Genomic DNA, 20,389 nt, shown 5'->3' with positions numbered 1-20,389 from the left:
CCGCGCAGCCAAAAAGAAAAACGGCCCCTTGTGAATCCAGGGGCCGTTTTCTATTACGCGATGCCTAGTGCGCGGTCGCTTCGCCAGCGCCGATGCCCGTCTCGGAGCGCAGTTCCTGCGCCTCGAAGCCAGCCTTGTCCAGCAGGGAACGCCGTGACTTGTCGGTCACCGAGAACAGCCAGATGCCGACAAAACCGATCGTCATCGAGAACAGCGCCGGCGACGTGTAAGGGAACGGTGCGTTCTTGAAGTGGAACACATCGACCCAGACTGCCTGCGACAGCACCGTCAGCACCACCGCCGACACCAGCCCCAGGAAGCCGCCCACCATGGCGCCCCGCGTGGTGCAGCCCTTCCACAGCACCGACAGGAACAGCACCGGGAAGTTGGCCGATGCCGCCACGGCAAAGGCCAGCGACACCATGAACGCGATGTTCTGCTTCTCGAACACGATGCCCAGCACCACCGCGATGATGCCCAGCACAATCGTCGTGAGCTTCGACACGCGCAGTTCCTCGGCACTGGTGGCCTTGCCGTGCTTGAACACTGTCTGGTACAGATCGTGCGACACCGCCGACGCGCCGGCCAGCGTCAGGCCCGCCACCACCGCCAGGATCGTCGCGAACGCCACGGCCGAGATAAAGCCCAGGAACACATTGCCACCCACTGCGCTGGCCAGGTGAACGGCGGCCATGTTCACGCCTCCGAGCAGCTTGCCGCTACCGTCCTGGAAGCTGGCGTTGGTGCTGACCAGCACGATCGCGCCAAAGCCGATGATGAACGTCAGGATGTAGAAGTAGCCGATCCAGGTGGTGGCCCAGAACACCGATTTGCGGGCTTCCTTGGCGTTCGGCACGGTGAAGAAGCGCATCAGGATGTGCGGCAGCCCGGCGGTACCGAACATCAGCGCGATGCCGAATGAGATGGCCGAGATCGGGTCCTTGATGCAGTTGCCGGGACTCATGATGGAGTCCTTCTTGGCATGCACTTCCACGGCCTTGGCAAACAGCTGCTCGGGGCTGAAGTGATACTGGGCCAGCACCATGAAGGCCATGAACGACGCACCACCCAGCAGCAGGCAGGCCTTGATGATCTGCACCCACGTGGTGGCGGTCATGCCGCCGAACAGCACGTAGATCATCATCAGCGCACCGACGATGACCACCGCCACCCAGTATTCCAGACCGAACAGCAGCTTGATCAGCTGCCCTGCTCCCACCATCTGGGCGATCAGGTAGAACGCCACCACCACCAGCGTGCCGGACGCCGCGAAGGCACGGATAGGCGCCTGCTTGAAGCGGTATGCCGCCACATCGGCAAAGGTGAAGCGGCCGAGATTGCGTAGCCGCTCGGCCAGCAGGAAGGTGATGATCGGCCAGCCGACCAGGAATCCGATCGAATAGATCAGGCCGTCATAGCCATTGGTGTAGACCGCTGCGGAAATGCCGAGGAACGACGCGGCCGACATGAAGTCGCCGGCAATCGCCAGGCCATTCTGGAAGCCGGTGATGCCGCCGCCGGTATAGAACGTGGCCGCGGACTTGGTTTTCTTGGCCGCCCATTTGGTGATGAACAGCGTGCCGATGACAAACACCACGAACATGCCGATGGCCGTCCAGTTGGTGGCCTGCTTCACCGCCTGGCCCAGGTCGCCACCGGCGGCAAAGGCGTTGGCGGACAGCAGCAGTGCCGCGCCGAGCGCTGCGGCGCCGAATGCGTGACGGGTCATCGTGCCACCTCCTGCTTGATGCGGTCGGTCAGGTCGTCATAGACGCGGTTGGCATGGCGCACGTACAGCCCGGTGATCACGACGGTGAAGAGAATCACGAACAATCCGATCGGCATCCCCCAGGTCATGACGCCCTGGCCCACGCGCGTTGCCAGCAGTTCCTTGTCGAAGGCGATCAGCAGCACGTAGCCGTAGTACACCACCAGCATCACGGCCGTCAGCAGCCAGCCCAGCCGGCCGCGCCGACTCACCAGTTCCCGATACTGCCGGCTGGCCTTCAGTTTCTCGATCAGATCCTCTTGCATGCTTGTCTCCTGCGCATCTCTGCTGCACGTGCCACATATATTTGCGTTTGCCGCGCGAGTGTCCTCGCATGGCATGGTGACAAGGTAATGCGCGCCCCTTACCCGGTTCTTACACGGTGCCATTGGCGATGCGGGGGTAAACGCCTAGCCGGTGCTTCACCTCGGCGCGCATGGCGTCGCGATGCCACCGCCGGGCCCGTGCGGACTGGTAACTGCGATCCAACCTATCGGCGTCGGGTCCGTCGAGGTCCAGCAGGTCTCGTACTTCGGCTGGCTGCATGGAATCTGCGCCAGGGGGCCGCCGCGCAAGTCGATCCGTTCGCAGGACGCGCGGCGGCGTGGCAAGCGCCGTTCAGCGCATCTTGCCGACGATCGCCTTCATCTCGTCTTCCGTAAAGGCGCGCAGTGTCTGCGTGTGAACATTCCCTTGCGAGCCGATCGACAGGCCAAAGGCCGTCACGGATGCGTCGTCCTGCGCTTCCAGCGTCAGGATCACGTCATATATACCGAGCGTCCAGAACACGTCGGTCACCTTCACGCCGAACTGCGGCGCCATTTCGCGCACGGCCGCGGCGCGTTTGGTGGTGTCCTTGACAGTGCGTATGCCCTGGTCTGTAAAGCTTGCGAGCACGATGTATCGGGTCATGGCAAATCTCCGACAGGATGGGACAGCGTCGTCAGCGCGCTGACGGCGGCTCATGGCTTCGGAGCGTGACCCGACAGGTGCGCGCGACGCACCGTCCTGATGAAATGCATCGTGGACGCGTACACCTGGAAGGCGACACGCCGGGGAGTGTGAGCAACTTCGCGTCCATGCAAGGAGCGAGCCACTGGCCGCACCGCGCAGGCTGGCGGGCAGCGGCCATCCTTTACCAGGACGATTCCTGCCCAGGCCGTTGCAAGCCTGAAACAGTCAGCGGGACGGCGTGCGCACCGGCCCCGGGCACGCCTTGAGCCCGAGCCACATCACGCCAATCACGATATTGACCGGAACGCTGAGCGCGCCCGGCACATAGAAGCACGCCGACAGCACCGGCGCGCGCATCAGCAACTCGGCCGCACCGCCCAGCCCGTACAGCAGCACGCCACACCACAGCCATCGCCGCATATAGGTCAGCAGCCAGTGTGCGCGGGCCTGGTTGAAGCGCCAGGCCGCCGTGCGCGCGATCAGGTCGCCCCGGCTGGTGTCCTTGAACAGCCAGTCGAAAAAGAAGTACCGATACAGCAGGGTGCGAAAGGCAAGCTCTTGCATGATGATGGTGGGCCTACTCCGGCCGTATCGCGCAAAGACCGTGCCCACGCCGCTTCCGGCGCCGGGACTTTCACTACTGTAGGCGCTGCAGAGCCCGCGGACAGATTTTTCACGGCCGTCCTCGCATCGGACCCACGGATGCACCGGGGCGATGCATGGCACATCGGTGCCTGTCGCTGTCACCTCCAGGCGTCTTGCGCATCACTGCGCGCCGTAGTGCTCCGCCATGAAATCGATGAAGGCCCGCGCACGCGGAGTCAGGTGCCGGGTCTGCGGATAGAGCGCGTAGTAGTGGCTGGTGCCTGCGTGGTACTGCGGCAGCACACGCACCAGGCGGCCACGCGACAGTTCGCTGCGCGCCGTGCGCTCGGTGAAGGCCGCAATGCCGGCGCCGGCCAGCGCCGCCGCATACAGTGCGGTGATCGCATCGGCAGTCAGCGCGCCGCGCACGGCAACCCGTTCGGTTTGGCCGTCGGCACCCGTCAGTTGCCACGTATCGGGGGCCGCCGCGAATGCCAGCAGCTGGTGGCGGGCGAGATCGCTGGCGTTCACCGGCAGGCCACATGTGGCCAGGTAGGCGGGTGACGCCACCAGAACCGTATCGGACCTGGCCAGACGCCTGGCCATCAGACTGCTGTCGGCCAGCGGCGCGCTACGGATGCGCAGCGCCACGTCGAAACGCTCGGCCACCAGGTCGACGAACTGGTCACTGCACGAGAGGTCGAGCCGGATCTCCGGATAGCGCGCACGAAACGCTGGCAGCCAGTCCTGCAGTTCGAGCGTGCCGATGGCCAGCGGCACCGTCACGCGCAGCGGCCCGGACAACTGCGCGCCCTCCCCCGTCATCGCCACGTTCATGGCGTCGATACGCGCCAGGATATCGGCGCAGTGGCGGTGATAGCGTTCGCCGGCGTCCGTCAACGCGAAGCGCCGCGTGTTGCGGTTCAGCAGCTGCACGCCCATGCTGGCTTCCAGTTGCTTGAGCTGCCGCGACACGGTGGAGTGCGACAGGTCGAGCCGCTCCGCCGCCGCCGAGAACCCCCTGGCCTCGACGATGGCGCGAAAGACGCGCATGGCAAGCAGCTGGTCCATGAAAATGCCGTCTCCCAAAAGCAGAAACGCCCCGGCGGGGCGTCTCAGGACAGTGTCAGCGCAACGGCAGATGCGTGATGGCCGCAGTGGTCATCACATCGCCGAACGTGTCTTCGATCTCCGCAAGCGCGGCTTCATGCAGCGCGTCCTTGCCGATCGTACGGCCATCGGCGCGCGTGATGGCGCGCGTGGCCGAGGCGTCGGATGCTACCACAACGTGAAACCCGAGCGGCACCGCGTCGCGCGCGGCGCCGGCCACGCAGGCATGGGTCATCAGCCCCGCCACCACGATGGTTTTGACGCCCATTGCCTTGAGGCGGCGGTCCAGGTCCGTGCTGGCAAACACGCTCACGGTTTCCTTGCGCAGCACGACGTCCTGCTGGCGCGGCGCCATGCCCGGCTGGAAGTCCACGGTCTGGCCATCCACGGCAAAGACGGCGGCACCTGCCGGCGCGATGTGCTGGATCTGGAAGACGGGAATGCGGTGGCGATCGGCAAACGCAAGCAGGCGCTGCGCGTTGTCCATGGCGCGCTGGCCATCTGGAATCGGCATCCGGCCGGAGAAGTACTCCTTCTGGAAGTCGATGATGACCAGCGCCGTGCTGCGCGGATCGAGATGCTCGACAGGCTTGGCACCCAGCATCGCGCGGATGCCCGGGTGGGCGTTGTCTTGCGCCGCGTGGACGGCACCGCCGGCAGATGCCGCAAGCGACAGGCTTACGGTGGCCAGGCGGAAACAACGCAACAGGGTCAGGGTCATGACAGGCTCCTCAAAGAATCGAGGCGCCAGTCTAGGTTTGCACAGGTGGCCTGTTCAACGCCATGCGCCGCACAGCATTTGTGCGGCGCATGCACAGGCGCGCGGGGCGACGCGGGGGCATCGACGTCGATCAGGTCAGGCGCCGTCGAGGTAGATGTTTCGCCGGCCCAGGCGGCTGCCGAGGGCGTCCGGCGGCAGGCTCATGCTGGCGGGGTCGGCGGCGGCCGGGGCAGGTGCCATGGTCGCGGTACCCGGCGCGGGCGGCACGCCCCTCTGCACGGTTTCCATCGAACCCTGTGCGTAGGGGTTGGCGGCGGGCTGCTGCTGCGCGACGTCAACGGGTGCCGCCGCCGGCGCGGCCGGCGCTGCGTAGCCCGTGGGAGCGGCCGGCGCACCGTAGCCGGTGGACGCGGCAGGGGCGACAGGCGCGCCAGGCGCGACCTGGGTGGCGGGCATCGGCTGGGCCTGCTGGGCGGGAGCCAACTGCTGCGCGAGCAGTGGGTACGACGCGATCAGTGCGCCAGCCATCAACAGGGATTTCGCCAGATGTTGCTTCATTCGTGTACCTCCAGAAAAGCCTACAGACTTGGGAAGGCCCACTGTAGCGTCGAGGCACCTGACAAAGTGTTCCGTTTTGCAACTGTCATTAACGAGGCTTGCGGCCGACATTCATGCGCGGTATTTGCGCGCGCGTGCATCGGCCGCCACATACTGGTGTCGTGCGCTGGATGCGCTCACGGCGGCGTCATCACGGTCACGCGCAGGTAGGTCGCCGGGATCTCGGTGACATCGGGCTTGCCACTCCGGTTTTGCGCGGTGAACAGCGCGTCGAGTTCGCGCTGCAGATCGTCGCGCCTGCCGTTCGCCTCTGCGGCGGCAAACGCGTTCATGGTCGGGCCGTAGTAATCGCGGAACGTCGCCACGAAGTCTGTTGGCTTGCCGGCGTACCGGAAGACGTAGGTGTCCCGGTCAAAGCCGATGTTCTCCGGCGGCACGCCCGCCGCGCCGAATCGCTCGGTGACAATGATTTCGTGGCCCCACAGCATCGGGCTGATGAAGCCTTCCGGCGGTGGTGGCGAATAGGACATGCTGATCTTCAGCACCTGCGCGACCAGCGTCGGATCGTTCGGAATCCAGTTGCCCATCACGATGCGCCCGCCGGGCTTTACCACGCGCACCATCTCGCTGGCCACCTCCCCCGGCTTGGGCGCGAACATGGCGCCGAACATGCTGACGACCAGGTCGAAGGTGTGGTCCTGTAGGTCGGTCAGCGCGCAGGCATCGCCCTCCTGGAAGCGCAGGTTCCCGAGCCCCGCTTCCTGCGCGCGCCGGTTGCCGGCGGCCACCAGGTTGCTGGCGATATCGACGCCCAGGACGTCGGCCCCACGCTTCGCTTCGGGCAGCGCGGTGGTGCCGTCCCCGCAGCCCAGGTCAAGCACCTTCATGCCGGGCGTGACGCCCAGCCGCTCCACCAGTTCGTCGCCACTCTCGCGCATGGTTGCCGCCAGCCGCGTGAAGTCGCCCTTTTCCCACAGCGCCTTGTTCGGATTCATCTGCTGCCCCCTTGTTGCCAAGTCGTTGGATTGTGGTCCGTGCCGACCCCGCCGGCACGCGGCCCCCGCGTTGCGGGTTCTGGTTTTGTAGTGCATGGGACAGTGGCGGGCAATGGGACCGAAGCCCCACGCGACGGACAAGACACCCGCCGGTGCCGGCCGTCACCGCACCGCCAGGTGCGCGCGCGCATACACCTCGCGCAGTGCGGCCCGACTGGTCAGATAGGTCTGCAACACCCAGTCCGCGTACAACGCCGCCGCCAGGCTGCTCCGCTGCGGCCAGCGCACCACGCCGGCGGCCAGCGCACCGGCGCGGGCACCCGATTCCAGCGCAAAGCGAAGGCCATCGCCGGTAGCCGGATCGAGATAGCCAGCCGCATCGCCGCAAACGAAGTAACCCGCGCCTGCCGCCTGCCGCAGATGCCGCCAGCGGCGGCACTCGCGCCAGATCCGGCCAACTGGCCGCATGCCGGGGGGCCATGCCACGCTGGCGTCGCGCGTACTGCACAGCGCCGTCCAGATGCAGCCCTGTGGCGTGGCGTACCGCCACAGCCATCCGTTGGCGCCAATGACGAACTGCGTACCTGGCGCGCTGGCCTGCCCCCCAGCCAGCACGCCAAAGCCGCGCTGCAGCCACCAGGCTCCCGAGTCGATCCCTTCCGGCAGGCCCAGGGTGCGGCGCAGCCACCCGTTCACGCCGGACGCGTCGATCACGACGTAGGCGCCGGCAGCAAGGCCACCGCCGGACATGCCCTCCACGCCCGTCACGCGATCGCCGGCCACTCGTGGCCGCAAAGTCGACGCCGGCATGACCTGGTAGTCGGCCCCGGCGCGCACCGCCGCCTCGCGCAGGCCACGATCGAGCTGCGCACGATCGACGGCCCGGGCACGCTGTGTGATTACGGTAGCGTCTGGCCATGCGTGGTCGAGCCAGATGTGGGACCGGGTAGCGAACGCAGGCGAGATCGCATCCAGCAGCCGCAACGCCCCCGCCGACGCGCATTCGGGCACCGCGCGCATACGGCCGGCGCCCACCATCGTCACCGCGCCACCGGCCCGGGCCGCCGCAATGGCGGCCGCGCATCCCGCCGGACCGTCGCCGATCACCAGCACGCCACCATTGCGCATGATCGGTCAGTACAACGCCAGTGCTTCCGGGCCAGGGGCGCGGCGCCGCACCGCGCCGACCAGGCCCGCCGGCGTGGCGTCGCATTGCAGCGCCTCGGCATAGGGCACGCGCAGCCGCCCCGGTTCATGCTGGCGGGGCACGGCACTGGCATCGGCGGGAAGCACGAACACGAAGCGATAGACGATATCCGTCGCGCCATCCTGGACAGCCGCGGGAGCGGCGTCCAGCCTGCGCGCCGATACCAGCCACAGCCGCGTGTGCGACGGCACCTGGCCGTTGTCGCACGCCGCCACCGCGTGGCGCAGCGCGGCAATCCGCCGGATCAGCTCGGCCGAGTCGACATGCTCGAACGCGCCGAACAGCATCTGGCCACGCAACGCATTGGCCACGTAATCCGAGCGGTGGATGTCGGCGTAGTCCACCTCGCCCTCCGGGGTCAGGTACGGGCCGTACTCGCCGTCCCAGCCCGGCCGTGTCGCCCCGGCTTGCGCCAGCGGATGCGATGGGTGATAGCCCAGTTCGTCATCGAGCATCGGCAGCGCGGTGGGCGCATCGGCGCGACGGAACGTGCGCGACGCGTCCGGGCTTAGCGCCGGCCAGAAGCTGTTCGACGCCGCGCACAGCTTGATGTCCTCCGCAAACGGGCTGCCCAGCCCGAACGTGGCCAGATAGATGCCGCCCCAACCACCGGCATAGGTCACGTCCCAGCCCGGCGCGAACACGCTGGACGATGCATCGGACAGGAACGACACCATGCGCGGCACGTGGGTGCCGTCCGCGTTGGGTGCCTGCCCGCGTGGTGCCAGGCTGAACGACACGGGCATGGTGGTCTCGCCGGGCGGAAACGCCCGCGCCGCGCTGAATGGGTCACGATGCAGGGGATTGGCGGCCAGCCGTTCGGCACTGAGCGAGAGCGGCGATCCGCTGCGAAATTGCGACTTCGGATCGATCTTCTGCTCGCGGAACCACCGCTGCAATTCCGCCTGGTCGGCGTAGGGATAGAAATCCGGCGCGGCCACCACGGAGTAGGCCGGAAACACGTGGCGGTCCGGCCATTGCGCCACGCGCACGCTGACCGTCCCTTCGGCACAATGGTCCAGGAACAGCTGGGCGTGATAGCCGCCCTGCTTGACTTCGGCCAGGAACTGCTCGCGGTCCGAAGGCTCCGCGCACATGTCGCGATAGGTGGCCCCGTCGTCTTGCCAGCGGTGCCGGATATTGATGTACTCCGGCGCGTTGCGAGGCTCCGGATAGCGCAGGAACGCTGGGGCAAAATGCGGGACATATCGCTCGCGCAGCGCGTTGATGCCTTCCAGGAAAAGTTTGAACAGGTCCGAGAAAATGCGCTGGGTGGTGAAGCGCCGGTTGACCACCGGCAACACGCGCCATTGCGCCGGCACGCGGAAGCCCCGAATCTTGAAGTGCTCTGGCGTCAGGGGCTCGATCAACGGCAACGCCCCCGGCATCAGCCATACGGAATCGCCCTTGCGCACCAGCGCGATCGGCGGCGCCGTGGAGCCTGGCACCGGCGCGGCGCTTTGCGCGGCATCCGGAAAGCGCCACGACTGGGAATAAGGCGGATCGGCCAGCACGGCCCTGGGCTCCGGCGTTACGCCCCAGCGCGCCTGCACGGCGCGGCGCAGCTTGTCGCCGACGTGGTGGTGGCCGTATTCCAGCGTCAGGTCCTGCCCCGGCACGCAGCCGCTGGCGAACAGCTTGCGCACCGGCACCAGGAACTCGCGCGCTTCGTCGCCCTCCCGCTCGCCTTCGACCAGGCTCAGCGCGCTGGCACCGCGCGTCCTGCGCACCAGGAACGCCGCATAGTGGGCGGGCAGCACCCGCACGTGCTCGGGGTGCCCGGCTACGGTCGGCACGTGGCTGCGCGTGCGGGGGTCGTAACTCGATTCGGTGTCGCCGTTGCGCGCGATGCCGAGCCGAGAAAACACCAGGTCTGCGTGCAGCTGGTGCCCCGTGCGGCGTGCCGGCCGGTACTGGCAGGCAAGCACCGCGACATCGAGCGATGCCCAGTCGTCGGGCAGCGGCGCGCGGGAATAGATGTAGTTTTCCAGCAGATCCAGGTCGGCCAGCTCGATACCCTCATCCAGCGTCGGGCACTCCGCCAGCGCCAGCATGTGATAGAGCAGGCTGCGCGCGGGGTCGCCCGGTTCCACGGCACGGCGCGTGGCACGGCTCAGTTCGGCCACGCGCGGGTCCGACCAGTCGATCTGCAGCGTACGTTCGAGGATGTCGGCGGTGTCGTCGGCCGATCGAACCAGCGACAGGTCCAGGCCATGCCGCAGCAGCGCCTGTTTCCACGGGGCCGACAATCGCAGCACCCAGGCATGCATCGCTTCGACGGGCATCGCGTACCTCCCCCGGACAACCGGCGGCGTGCCCGCATGCGCGGGGGCGCGCGCTTTCATCGGCTTTCAATCCGTATTCCATCGCATTTATGTCTGCCAGGCACGCCTTGGCCTTTAGGCCTAGATGTCCCAGTGCCGCCTCGCGATGGCGGGCGACATTGACTAATATAGGTGATCGCAGCAGCAAGAGAATCGGGCTTGCGCGCTTGCGTTTGCGACCGGAGGCGACCAGAGGCCATGTCATGCTGACGCGCAGAACCTTTCTACTCGGCGGTGCGGCGGCGGGCGCGCTGGTGGTGGGATGGACATTGCTGCGGCCCGAGGACCGTCTCGACGCCGACCTGCCACCACCCGCCACCACGGGCGATGCGCGCCTGAACGGCTGGGTCGTGATTGGTGCCGACAACCACGTGACCATCGTCATGAGCAAGGCCGAAATGGGCCAGGGTGTGCATACCGGCGCGGCCATGCTGCTGGCCGAGGAACTCGATGCGGACTGGTCGCAGGTGCGCGTGGAGCAGTCCGCCATCGAGCCGCTCTACGTCAATCACGAGAACCTGCCGCGCAGCCTGCCGTTCCGCCCTGACGACGACGGCGCGCTGGCGCATATCAGCGAATACCTTGCCCGCCGTAGCGCGCGCCTGCTGGGATCGATGGTAACCGGCGGCTCGACCAGCATCGTCGACCTGTGGCAGCCGATGCGCGAAGCGGGCGCCTCCGCGCGCGCCATGCTATGCGGTGCCGCGGCCCGCCGCTGGGACGTGCAGGTGGAACAGTGTCAGGCCCGCTCCGGACGCGTGTTCCACGCGGCGTCGGGGCGTTCGGCCAGCTTTGGCGAACTCGCCACGGACGCGCGCGACCTGCCGCATCCCGGCCATCTCACGCTCAAGGACCCGAAGACGTTCACGCTGATCGGCAAGCGCCTGGGCCACATCGAGGCAAAGGCGAAGCTCGATGGCACCGCGCGTTTCGGCATCGACGCCTTGCCCGACCACCTGCTCTATGCGAGCGTGCTGATGTGCCCGACCCTGGGCGGCACCGTTCGCAAGTTCGACACGAACAAGGTGATGCACAAGATCGGCGTAAAGGGGTTTTATCCGATCGATGCGTACCACGGCGGCACGGGGGGCGTGGCGGCGATCGCCGAGAATCCGTTCATCGCCATGCGCGCGCTGTGCGAGTTGCCCGTCGAATGGGATCACGGGCCGGCCGCGGGGCTGAACACCGATGACGTGCGCGCGGCGCTGACCCGTGCGCTGGAAAGCAGCGACGGCGGCCACACGTTCTATCGTACCGGCGACGCCGAAGCGGCGCTCAAGCGCGGCAAGATGCTGGAAATGCGCTACGAGGTGCCCTACCTCGCGCATGGCGCGCTGGAGCCGGTCAACTGCACGGTGCAGGTGGACGGCCGCAAGGCCCAGGTGTGGGTGTCCACCCAGGTGCCGATGGCCGCGCGCAAGGCGGTGGCGAACATGCTGGGCCTGAGCCCCGGCGACGTGCAGATCCAACAGCAACTGCTGGGCGGCGCGTTCGGACGACGGCTCGAAATCGACTTCATCGTGCAGGCGGCCGCCATCGCGCGGCACGCATCGCCCAACCCGGTGCAGACCATCTGGTCGCGCCCACAGGATATGACGCACGATTTCTACCGGCCCGCCTGCATGGCTGTGTGCCGCGGCGCACTGGACGCTGACGGACGGCTTGTGGCGTGGCAAAGCGTCTCGGCCAGCCAGTCGATCGCCGAACAGGCGCTCCCGCGCGCGTTCGGCAAGCCGCGCTTCCTGGCCCGGCTGCTGACCGATGCCACCATGGCCGAGGGCGCGTTCGACCAGCCCTATGCGTGCCCCAACATGCTGGTGCACCACCATCGCGTCGAACTGCCCGTGCCCGTAGGCTACTGGCGCTCGGTCGGCCATTCGCATCAGGCGTTCTTTGTCGAGTGCTTTCTCGACGAGATGGCGGCGGCGGCGGGCAAGGACCCGATCGCGTTCCGGCTGGAATTGCTGACGCAGCCGGCACACCGGCGCCACGTACGCGTACTGGAGACGCTGCGCGAGCGCGCCGCATGGCGCGGACCCGCGCAATGGAGGGACCGCGATGGCGTGGCGTTCGCACGCGGCATGGCGATGCATGAATCATTCGGCAGCGTGGTGGCCCAGGTGGCCGAGGTGGCGGAGACAAAGCGGCAGGGTGCCACGGCCGAGCGTGATTTCCGCGTGACGCGGGTGGTCTGCGTGGTCGATTGCGGCCGCGCCATCAATCCGAACCTGGTGGAGCAACAGATGGAAAGCGGCATCGTGTTCGGGCTGTCGGCCGCGCTGCAACAGGCCATCACGTTGCGCAACGGGCAGGTGCAGCAGCACTACTTCCCCGACTTTCCGATCGTCGACATGGAGACCTGTCCCGTCATCGAGACCTATGTGCTGGACAGCGACGCAGCGCCAGAAGGCGTGGGAGAAACCGCGACCCCGCCCATCGCGCCCGCCGTGGCCAACGCCTTGTTCGCGCTGACCGGGCAGCGCCACCGCAGGCTGCCGCTGCAGGCGACACCTGCCGTACCGGAGGGCAACGACCCATGGTGTCAGTCCGTCTCAATGGCAAGACAGTAGACCTGAAGTCTGCAACCGACACGCCGCTGCTGTGGGCGCTACGCTGCGAGCAGCGCCTGACCGGCACCAAGTTCGGGTGCGGCATCGGCGTGTGCGGCGCCTGCACGGTATTGCTCGACAACCGTGCCACGCCGGCATGCCAGCTGCTGCTGAAGGACCTGCGCGGTGCGCGCATCACCACGGTCGAAGGCCTGCAAGGCCCGGTCGCGCAGGCCTTGCGCGCGGCGTGGATCGAATTCGATGTGGTGCAGTGCGGCTACTGCCAGAGCGGGCAACTCGTGGCGGCCGCGGCGCTGCTGGCCCGCTGCCCGGTGCCGACAGACCTGCAGATCGATATGGCGATGCGAGGCATCGCCTGCCGCTGTGGCACGTTTCCGCGCATCCGCAAAGCCATCCACAAGGCAGCCGCCATGTGCCGGCGCGGCTGAGCGGCCGGCGTGGGAGGCCTCAGCGGCCGCGCCGTGCGTTGGCCACGCGGGCTGCCGGCTCGCCGGATTCGGCCAGTGTCAGCTCCACCACACGCAGCACTTCCCGGGCCGTGTTTTCCGAATGCTCCCGCAGGATGCCTGCCAGGCGTGGACGCCCGGGTTCACGCAAGGCGGTCATGATGGCCTCGTGTTCCTCGTGCGATTCCTGCCAGCGCATGAGGTCGGCATTGGCCGCGCCGCGCGCGCGATGCACCTTGCTCATCAGCGTGGCATAGATGCCCGACAGCACGGCGTTGTCGGCACTGTCGACGATGAGCTGGTGGATTTCCTGGTTGATGCGGAAGTAGTCGGTGCGACGGCCCGAATCGTGCGCGTCGATCATGGCCTGATGCTTGCGTTCGATCTTCGCCAGCGCCGCATCGTTGAGCCGTTGCGCGGCCAGATCGCCCGCGTGGGCTTCCAGCCCGTGCAGCGTCTCGAAGGTGGCGCGCAGTTCGTCAAGGTCGAGCGGCGCCACGCGATAGCCGATGTACTGGCGATGCAGCACCAGCCCTTCGGACACCAGCACCTTGAGCGCCTCGCGCAACGGCGTCTTCGATACGTCGAACGCGTCGCAGAAGGCCTTCTCGTCGATGCGCACGCCGGGCGGCAACTCGCCCTCCTGAATCATCGTGCGCAGCCGCGCCGCGATTTCGGCCGACATGCCCAGTGTGCGCAGGCGGGCGGATTTGGGAAGCACTTGTGTCACGAACGTCACCAGAATAGGGAATCTGCACCAGTCCGAAGATTAGCACACCCAGATTGGTGCTTACCCTATGATCATATAAATCAATAAGTTATGAGCGTTGTAATTACAGATTACGTATCCTATACTCCGTTCCAGTTGCGCGACACCCCAACAGAAACGCCTCGAAAACGCAGCACCCCAGGAGCAAGGAGACCCCCGTCATGTCAACCACAAGCCAGGCCGCCGCGATGACGGCCCCGCGCAGCAGCGTCCGCTGGAAGATCTTCCTGATGATGCTGTTCCTCATCGCCATCAACTACATCGACCGAGCGTCGCTGTCGGTGGCGATGCCGCTGATCGCAAAGGAATTCGACCTGAGCCCCACCATGCAGGGCATGGTCCTGAGCGCGTTCTTCTGGACCTATGCGCTGATGCAGGTGCCCGGCGGCATGTTGGCCGACAAGTACAAGCCGCGCATCGTGATTGCCTGCGCCACCGTGTTCTGGGGCGCATTCCAGGCACTGGCCGCCGTCTGCACCACCACCACCGCCCTGCTGCTGACCCGCCTGGGCCTGGGCGCCGCCGAAGCGCCGATCTACCCGGCCGGCGGCAAGCTCAACGCGATCTGGATGACGCAGAACGAACGCGGCCGCGGCGCCACGCTGCTCGATGGCGGCGCGCCGCTGGGCGCGGCGCTCGGCGCAATCATCATCACCTGGCTGATTTCCTCGCTCGGCTCGTGGCGCCTGGCCTTCGTGGTGGCCGGTGTCGGCACCGTCATCGCCGGTGTCGTGGCCTGGTGGTACATCCGCAATTCGCCGCGCGAGCACGCTGGCGTCAATGAACTGGAAGCCAGCTATCTCGAAGCGGCGCACGCGACCGAACATCGCGCCGAGCCAGCCAACCTGTCGGGCCGCTCGCTCGATTTCTTCAAGTACCGCTCGGTCTGGTGCATGGCCATCGGCTGGATGTGCTTCAACACCGTCTTCTACGGCCTGCTGACCTGGATGCCGAACTACCTGAACAAGGTGCATGGCTTCGACATCAAGGCCATGGGTGGCGCCAGCTTCATCATCTTCTTCAGCGGCTTCATCGGCGAACTGATCGGCGGCTGGATTGCCGACAAGTGGAAGGAAGCTGGCGGCCGGCCCAACGTGGTCATGCGCACGCTGTTCGGCATTGCCGCCGTGGTGGCCACGGTGTCGATCTTCTCGGTCGCCTATGTGACCAACCCCGTGGTGGTCGTCGTCCTGCTCTCGTCCACGCTGTTCTTCCTGCGCTGGTGCGGCCTGTTCTGGTGCATCCCGTCGATCCTGGGCACCCGCAACAAGATCGGTTTCCTGGGCGGCGTGATGAACCTTGGCGGCAATATCGGCGGCATCAGCGTGCCGATCATCGTCGGCATGATCGTGCAGTACACCGGCTCGTACTTCCTGGCGCTGATGTTCTTCGCGGCCGCCGGCGTGGGCCTGCTGCTGGCGTCCACGGCCATCGACTACGAAAAGAAGATCCCGGTCTGACAACCGGCTTCGCACCGCCGGACAGGAATCCGGCTGGAGGAGACACCCATGACACGACTCACCCCGATCCTGGCGGCGACACTGCTGGCCTTCGGCGCACCGCTGGTGCAGGCTGCCCCGGCCACGGCCGGTGGCATCCCCACGGCGCAGCCCGAAGCGGTCGGCGTCGATTCCGCGCGGCTGGTCGCGCTGTCCGAATGGATTCGCCGCGACAGGCTCGATGTGCGCAGCCTGCTTGTCATCAAGGACGGCAAGCTGGTGTTCGAACGCTACAGCGAGGGCCTCGGACGCGACTACAACCACGAGCTGTATTCGGTGACCAAGTTCATCAGCGCGCTGCTTGTCGGCACGCTGGTCGGCGACGGCAGGCTCGCCGCCACCGACGCCCCGGCGCCACGCCTAGCGGCGGCACGCCCGGATCTGGCACAGGCGCTCGCCGACAAGCAGCAGATCCAGCTGCGCCATCTGATGTCGATGTCGAGCGGCCTGTCGTACAAGCTTGTCGAAGGCACCGACACGCTCTACTACGGCGTGCCGGACCGCCTCAAGGTGGCCGCCTCGGCCAGCGTGCGCACCACGCCAGGCACAGAGTTCGACTACATCGACGTCAACCCGGTGCTGGTCGGCGCCACGGTCAGCCAGGTCGCCGGCATGCCCGAGCAGCAATATGCGGCGAAGCGGCTGTTCGAACCGCTCGGCATGTCACACTTCCGCTGGGACGGTGCCGACGGCAAGGGCGCCGTCTCCGGCGGCTGGGGCCTGCGGCTTCGCTCGATCGACATGGCGCGGCTTGGCATGCTGATGCTGAACCAGGGCCGCTGGAACGGCAAGCAGATCGTGCCGGCGTCCTGGGTGGCGCAGATGACCACGCCGTCGGGGCCCGCAAAGGACTACGGCTACTACTGCTGGGTCAACAACATCGTGAAGGGCGAGCGCGAATTCAGCGCCATGGGCTACAAGGGCCAGTTCATCACGGTGCTGCCCGGACAGAACGCGGTGATCGTCATGAACAGCATCATGTCGACGCAAGGCGGATTGCGCGACGCAAAGTACCTGGACCTGTATCGTCAGATGGTCAACGATTACGTGCTGCCGGCATTGCAGGCCGGCGCTACCGTCAAGCCCGACGCCGCGCGTCAGGCCGCGTTGAAGAAGGAGCTGGAGCTGGCACGCGCCACACAGGGCGTGCCCGGCACCCAGCTCGCCTTCAACGACAAACCCGAACAATAAGACCAACATCCAATCCCGAGGCGCCGCGCCCAGACGGTGCCCGAATACTCTTGAGAACCAACCATGAGCAAGCAGATTCGCCTTGGCATGCTGACGCCATCTTCCAACACCGCACTGGAGCCCATTACCAGCGCGATGGTCAGCGGCCTGCCCAACGTCAGCGCGCATTTCTCGCGCTTCACGGTCACCGAGATCTCGCTGCGTGACCAGGCGCTGGGCCAGTTCGACCTGGAGAAAATCCTCGGGGCTGCCCGGCTGCTGGCCGATGCGCGCGTCGATGTGATCGCGTGGAACGGCACGTCGTCGGGCTGGCTCGGCTTCGACCGCGATCAGGCGCTGTGCAAGCAGATCACCGAGGCCACCGGCATCCCGGCTACCACCTCCGTGCTGGCGCTGAACGAGATTCTGGAGAAGACCGGCGCCCGCCGCTTCGGCCTGGCCACGCCTTACCTGAACGACGTGCAGCAGCGCATCGTCGCCAACTACCAGCGCAGCGGCTTCGACTGCGCAGCCGAACGGCATCTGGATCTGCACGTGAACTACAGCTTCGCCGAAGTCGGGGAAGACACCATCCGCAGGATGGTGCGCGAACTGGCCGGCCAGGACGTGCAGGCCATCACCACGTTCTGCACCAACCTGCGCGCCGCGCACCTGGCCGAGGAACTGGAGGCCGAGACCGGCATCCCGCTGTACGACACGATTTCCACCGTGGTGTGGAAGTCGCTGCGGCTGGCGGGCGTGGACACCAGCGCCCTGAAGGGCTGGGGCCGACTGTTCCGCGAAGTCGAATAACACCGGATACATCGGAGAGTGATGATCATGCCCGCAGACAACCATCTTGACCTCGTGATTCGCAATGCCGACGTGGTCACCGCTTCCGATCGCTTTCGTTGCGACATCGGCGTACGCGGCGGCAAGATCGTGGCCCTTGGCCACGGCTTGCCCGCCGCGCAGCAGGAAGTCGACGCCACGGGCCTGCTGGCGCTGCCCGGCGGCGTCGATGGCCACTGCCACCTGGACCAGCCCATGCCCGACGGCATGCGCATGGCCGACGACTTCTTCACCGGCACACGCGCGGCCGTGTGCGGCGGCACCACCACGGTGATCCCGTTCGCCGCCCAGGAAAAAGGCGCCTCGCTGAAGGCCGCCGTGGCCGACTACCACTGCCGGGCCGACGGCCGCGCCGTGATCGACTACGCATTCCACCTGATCGTGGCCGACCCCACGCCGGCCGTGCTGCAGGACGAACTGCCGTCGCTGATCCGCCAGGGCTACAGCTCTTTCAAGGTCTACATGACCTATGACGATCTGAAGCTGTCCGACCGCGAAATGCTCGAAGTACTGGACGTGGCACGCCAGAACCAGGCGCTGGTGATGGTGCATGCCGAGAATGCCGACTGCATCTCGTGGCTGACCGACAGGCTGACCGGCGAAGGGCGCATCGCGCCGCGCTTCCACGGACTGGCCCGCCCGGCCGTGGTCGAGCGCGAAGCCACCCACCGCGCGATCTCGTTCGCGGAACTGGTGGACGTACCGATCCTGATCGTCCATGTGTCCGGCAAGGAAGCCATCGAGCAGATTCGCTGGGCCCAGGGCCGCGGCCTGAAGATCCTGGCCGAGACCTGCCCGCAGTACCTTTACCTGACCGCGGAAGACATGGGCCTGCCCGGCGACGACGGCTACGAAGGCGCCAAGTGCATCTGCAGCCCGCCGCCGCGCGACCCGGAAAACCAGGCCGCCGTCTGGCGTGCGCTGGCCAACGGCGTGTTCAGCGTGTTCTCGTCGGACCACGCGCCGTTCAACTACGACGACCCCGAAGGCAAGAAGCTTGGCGGCGTGGCCCAGCCGTTCGACCATATCCCGAACGGCGTGCCCGGCATCGAGACCCGCCTGCCGCTGCTGTTCGATGGCGTGCAGCGCGGCAAGCTGTCGCTCCACCAGTTCGTCGAACTGACGTCGTACCGTCCGGCCAGGATCTACGGCCTCTACCCGCGCAAGGGCACCATCGCCGTGGGTGCCGATGCCGACATCGTGCTCTGGGACCCTGCGCGCAAGGTTCGCATCGCCAACAGTAACCTGCATCACGCGGTGGACTACACGCCGTATGAAGGCATCGAGGTCACCGGCTGGCCGATGACCACGTTCTCGCGCGGCGAGATGATCGTGCGCAACGGCGAGTACCTGGAGCCGGCCGCAGGACGCGGCAGGTTCCTGGAAGCGGGCCAACCCGAACTGTAATCGCCATGAACCTCCTGATCGTCAATCCCAATATCAGTGCGTCGGTCACCGACCTGATCCATGCGGAAGCCCAGCGCACTGCGGCGCCGGACACCCGCATCACGATGGCCACGGCCGGTTTCGGCGTGGCCTATATCGAAACACGCTTCGAGGCGCTGGTAGGCGGCTACGCCACGGCGTGCGCCGCCGCGGAGCACGCGGGCAGCTTCGACGGCCTGATCGTCGCCGCGTTCGGCGACCCCGGGCTGGCCGGCCTCAAGGAACTGTTCGACGTACCGGTCGTCGGCATGACCGAAGCGGCGCTGGCCAGCGCCTGCCTGCTGGGACAGCGCTTCTCGATCATCGCGATCTCGCACCGCATCGAGGCCTGGTATCGCGAATGCGTGGCCGCGAACGGCCTGGCATCGCGGCTGGCCAGCATCCGGTCGCTGCAGACGCCGCTGCGCGACATCGGCAGCGTGCAGGAAGACCACGCGGCCCGACTGGAAGAGATGAGCCTGCAGGCCGTGCGCGAAGACCGGGCCGACGTGATCATCGTGGCCGGCGCCCCGCTGGCCGGACTGGCGCGTTCGCTGCAAGGCCGGATCCCGGTGCCAGTGGTCGATGGCGTCAGCAGCGCCGTGCGGCACTGCGAATCGCTGGTGGCGTTGCGCGCCGGCAGCGCCCGCGAAGGCAGTTTCGCCCGGCCGCCGCAGAAGGCCAACGCGGGCCTGCCGCCCGCCCTGGTGCGCCTGCTGGCGTAATCCTGCGGCACCCGCTTTCGCGAACCGGGCGGCCGCGGCCGCCCCAGTGACACGCCGTTCGTCAGCGCGGGTCGGGAAAGTCTTCTTCCCAATACTCGTCCGGCATGCGCGAGCACTGCGCCTCCTCGCGCGCCAAATCGCGACGGCGACGTTCCACCCGCCGGATCTTGCCCGATGTCGTCTTGGGCAGTTCGCTGAATTGCAGTCGGCCGATCGCTTGTAAGTCGCCAGCTTTTCCCTTGAGAAGCGGAAGACCGCCAGAGCCAGCGCAGGCCCTGCGGTGTGACCGTAGACGAGATAACCGTCGTCTCGCCGCAGGGCGATGTCGGACGTGTGATACCAGCCGCGCAACCGTTCGATGAGCAACACTATGGGTAGCAGGGGCACAGAATCTGCCATATGCTGGATTGTTCCGCGTGCACGCGCGCCCTGCCCGACCCCGCACGGAGACGACACATGCTTGATGGAAGCGCAGCAGACACCCTGCGACGTGAAGCAGCCGTCGCACGCGAGACCGCGCCCGTCGATCGGCGCATCGCACGGCTTCGCCAGGACATCCGCTGGCAGCTGCACTATGCAAAAACGCAGAAGGCGCGTGGCTACCCGGCGCGGGACTACGCGCGCGTACTGCGGCTCCTCCGGCAGACCCTGAGCGTCGAAAGAACCTATCGTGCCGCGTTGCGCAGGGCGGCGCTGGCCCGGTTGCCCTGA

19 protein-coding genes and 1 pseudogene are annotated in these 20,389 nt (G+C 66.8%); 8 read left to right on the top strand and 12 right to left on the bottom strand.

The features are described from left to right. Positions 1-64 precede the first annotated feature (64 nt). The 10 genes from BLQ58_RS12445 to BLQ58_RS12400 form a co-directional block, all read right to left on the bottom strand. Entirely contained in the window at positions 65-1,729 is a 1,665-nt protein-coding gene (locus BLQ58_RS12445; RefSeq protein WP_092598200.1) for a cation acetate symporter, read from the bottom strand. Then, on the bottom strand, positions 1,726-2,034 hold the full coding sequence (locus BLQ58_RS12440; protein ID WP_092598197.1) for a DUF485 domain-containing protein: 309 nt from the start codon (positions 2,032-2,034) through the stop codon (positions 1,726-1,728). The genes BLQ58_RS12445 and BLQ58_RS12440 overlap by 4 nt, the downstream gene beginning before the upstream one ends. Positions 2,035-2,386: 352 nt before the next feature. Next, positions 2,387-2,680, bottom strand: coding sequence for a GYD domain-containing protein (locus BLQ58_RS12435; RefSeq protein WP_092598194.1), 294 nt, complete (start codon positions 2,678-2,680; stop codon positions 2,387-2,389). A gap of 267 nt (positions 2,681-2,947) precedes the next feature. Continuing rightward, positions 2,948-3,286, bottom strand: a complete 339-nt coding sequence (locus tag BLQ58_RS12430; protein WP_092598191.1) for a hypothetical protein — start codon at positions 3,284-3,286, stop codon at positions 2,948-2,950. A 201-nt stretch (positions 3,287-3,487) separates the two neighbouring features. Then, positions 3,488-4,378 carry a LysR family transcriptional regulator gene (locus BLQ58_RS12425; protein WP_092598188.1) on the bottom strand — a complete coding sequence of 297 codons (891 nt, stop codon included), beginning with the start codon at positions 4,376-4,378 and terminating at the stop codon, positions 3,488-3,490. A gap of 55 nt (positions 4,379-4,433) precedes the next feature. Further along, a complete protein-coding gene (locus BLQ58_RS12420) occupies positions 4,434-5,021 on the bottom strand; it encodes a cysteine hydrolase family protein (RefSeq protein ID WP_254775934.1) in 588 nt (195 codons plus the stop codon). 252 nt (positions 5,022-5,273) lie between these two features. Next, positions 5,274-5,696 (bottom strand): hypothetical protein, encoded by a 423-nt coding sequence (locus BLQ58_RS12415; protein WP_092598182.1) that lies wholly within the window; start codon positions 5,694-5,696, stop codon positions 5,274-5,276. Between the two features lie 176 nt (positions 5,697-5,872). Beyond that, complete coding sequence (locus tag BLQ58_RS12410; protein WP_092598179.1) at positions 5,873-6,691, bottom strand: class I SAM-dependent methyltransferase; 819 nt, start codon at positions 6,689-6,691, stop codon at positions 5,873-5,875. A gap of 162 nt (positions 6,692-6,853) precedes the next feature. After that, complete coding sequence (locus BLQ58_RS12405; RefSeq protein ID WP_092598176.1) at positions 6,854-7,819, bottom strand: NAD(P)/FAD-dependent oxidoreductase; 966 nt, start codon at positions 7,817-7,819, stop codon at positions 6,854-6,856. Between the two features lie 6 nt (positions 7,820-7,825). Further along, positions 7,826-10,243, bottom strand: a complete 2,418-nt coding sequence (locus BLQ58_RS12400; protein WP_139186100.1) for a hypothetical protein — start codon at positions 10,241-10,243, stop codon at positions 7,826-7,828. Between the two features lie 182 nt (positions 10,244-10,425). Between BLQ58_RS12400 and BLQ58_RS12395 the strand changes: the two genes are divergently transcribed. Both BLQ58_RS12395 and BLQ58_RS12390 read left to right on the top strand, forming a co-directional pair. Beyond that, a complete protein-coding gene (locus BLQ58_RS12395; RefSeq protein ID WP_092598170.1) occupies positions 10,426-12,792 on the top strand; it encodes a xanthine dehydrogenase family protein molybdopterin-binding subunit in 2,367 nt (788 codons plus the stop codon). Further along, entirely contained in the window at positions 12,759-13,220 is a 462-nt protein-coding gene (locus BLQ58_RS12390) for a (2Fe-2S)-binding protein (protein WP_092598167.1), read from the top strand. The genes BLQ58_RS12395 and BLQ58_RS12390 overlap by 34 nt, the downstream gene beginning before the upstream one ends. A 19-nt stretch (positions 13,221-13,239) precedes the next feature. On the opposite strand, the gene BLQ58_RS12385 is transcribed toward BLQ58_RS12390, so the two are convergent. Further along, the gene (locus BLQ58_RS12385) at positions 13,240-13,923 is read right to left on the bottom strand and encodes a GntR family transcriptional regulator (protein WP_254775933.1); all 684 of its coding nucleotides are present in this window, start codon (positions 13,921-13,923) and stop codon (positions 13,240-13,242) included. A gap of 245 nt (positions 13,924-14,168) precedes the next feature. On the opposite strand from BLQ58_RS12385, the gene BLQ58_RS12380 reads away from it, so the two are divergent. The 5 genes from BLQ58_RS12380 (at position 14,169) to BLQ58_RS12360 (ending at position 19,678) form a co-directional block, all read left to right on the top strand. Then, positions 14,169-15,467, top strand: a complete 1,299-nt coding sequence (locus tag BLQ58_RS12380; protein WP_092598164.1) for an MFS transporter — start codon at positions 14,169-14,171, stop codon at positions 15,465-15,467. A gap of 48 nt (positions 15,468-15,515) precedes the next feature. Then, positions 15,516-16,697 carry a serine hydrolase domain-containing protein gene (locus tag BLQ58_RS12375; protein WP_092598161.1) on the top strand — a complete coding sequence of 394 codons (1,182 nt, stop codon included), beginning with the start codon at positions 15,516-15,518 and terminating at the stop codon, positions 16,695-16,697. Positions 16,698-16,760: 63 nt separating this feature from the next. Next, entirely contained in the window at positions 16,761-17,489 is a 729-nt protein-coding gene (locus tag BLQ58_RS12370) for a maleate cis-trans isomerase family protein (RefSeq protein ID WP_029051639.1), read from the top strand. 27 nt (positions 17,490-17,516) lie between these two features. Next, positions 17,517-18,935, top strand: a complete 1,419-nt coding sequence (gene hydA, locus BLQ58_RS12365) for a dihydropyrimidinase (protein ID WP_029051638.1) — start codon at positions 17,517-17,519, stop codon at positions 18,933-18,935. 5 nt (positions 18,936-18,940) lie between these two features. Beyond that, a complete protein-coding gene (locus BLQ58_RS12360; RefSeq protein WP_029051637.1) occupies positions 18,941-19,678 on the top strand; it encodes an aspartate/glutamate racemase family protein in 738 nt (245 codons plus the stop codon). Positions 19,679-19,739: 61 nt separating this feature from the next. Here BLQ58_RS12360 and BLQ58_RS12355 read toward each other — a convergent pair. Continuing rightward, a pseudogene (locus BLQ58_RS12355) lies at positions 19,740-20,011 on the bottom strand (hypothetical protein); the annotation flags it as partial. 123 nt (positions 20,012-20,134) lie between these two features. On the opposite strand from BLQ58_RS12355, the gene BLQ58_RS12350 reads away from it, so the two are divergent. Beyond that, positions 20,135-20,389, top strand: coding sequence for a hypothetical protein (locus BLQ58_RS12350; protein WP_029051636.1), 255 nt, complete (start codon positions 20,135-20,137; stop codon positions 20,387-20,389).

The organism is Ralstonia sp. 25mfcol4.1 (assembly GCF_900104095.1).
Lineage (GTDB): Bacteria > Pseudomonadota > Gammaproteobacteria > Burkholderiales > Burkholderiaceae > Cupriavidus.
The sequence above is the reverse complement of the archived record's forward strand: the minus strand, read 5'-3'. Positions and strand labels throughout refer to the sequence as shown.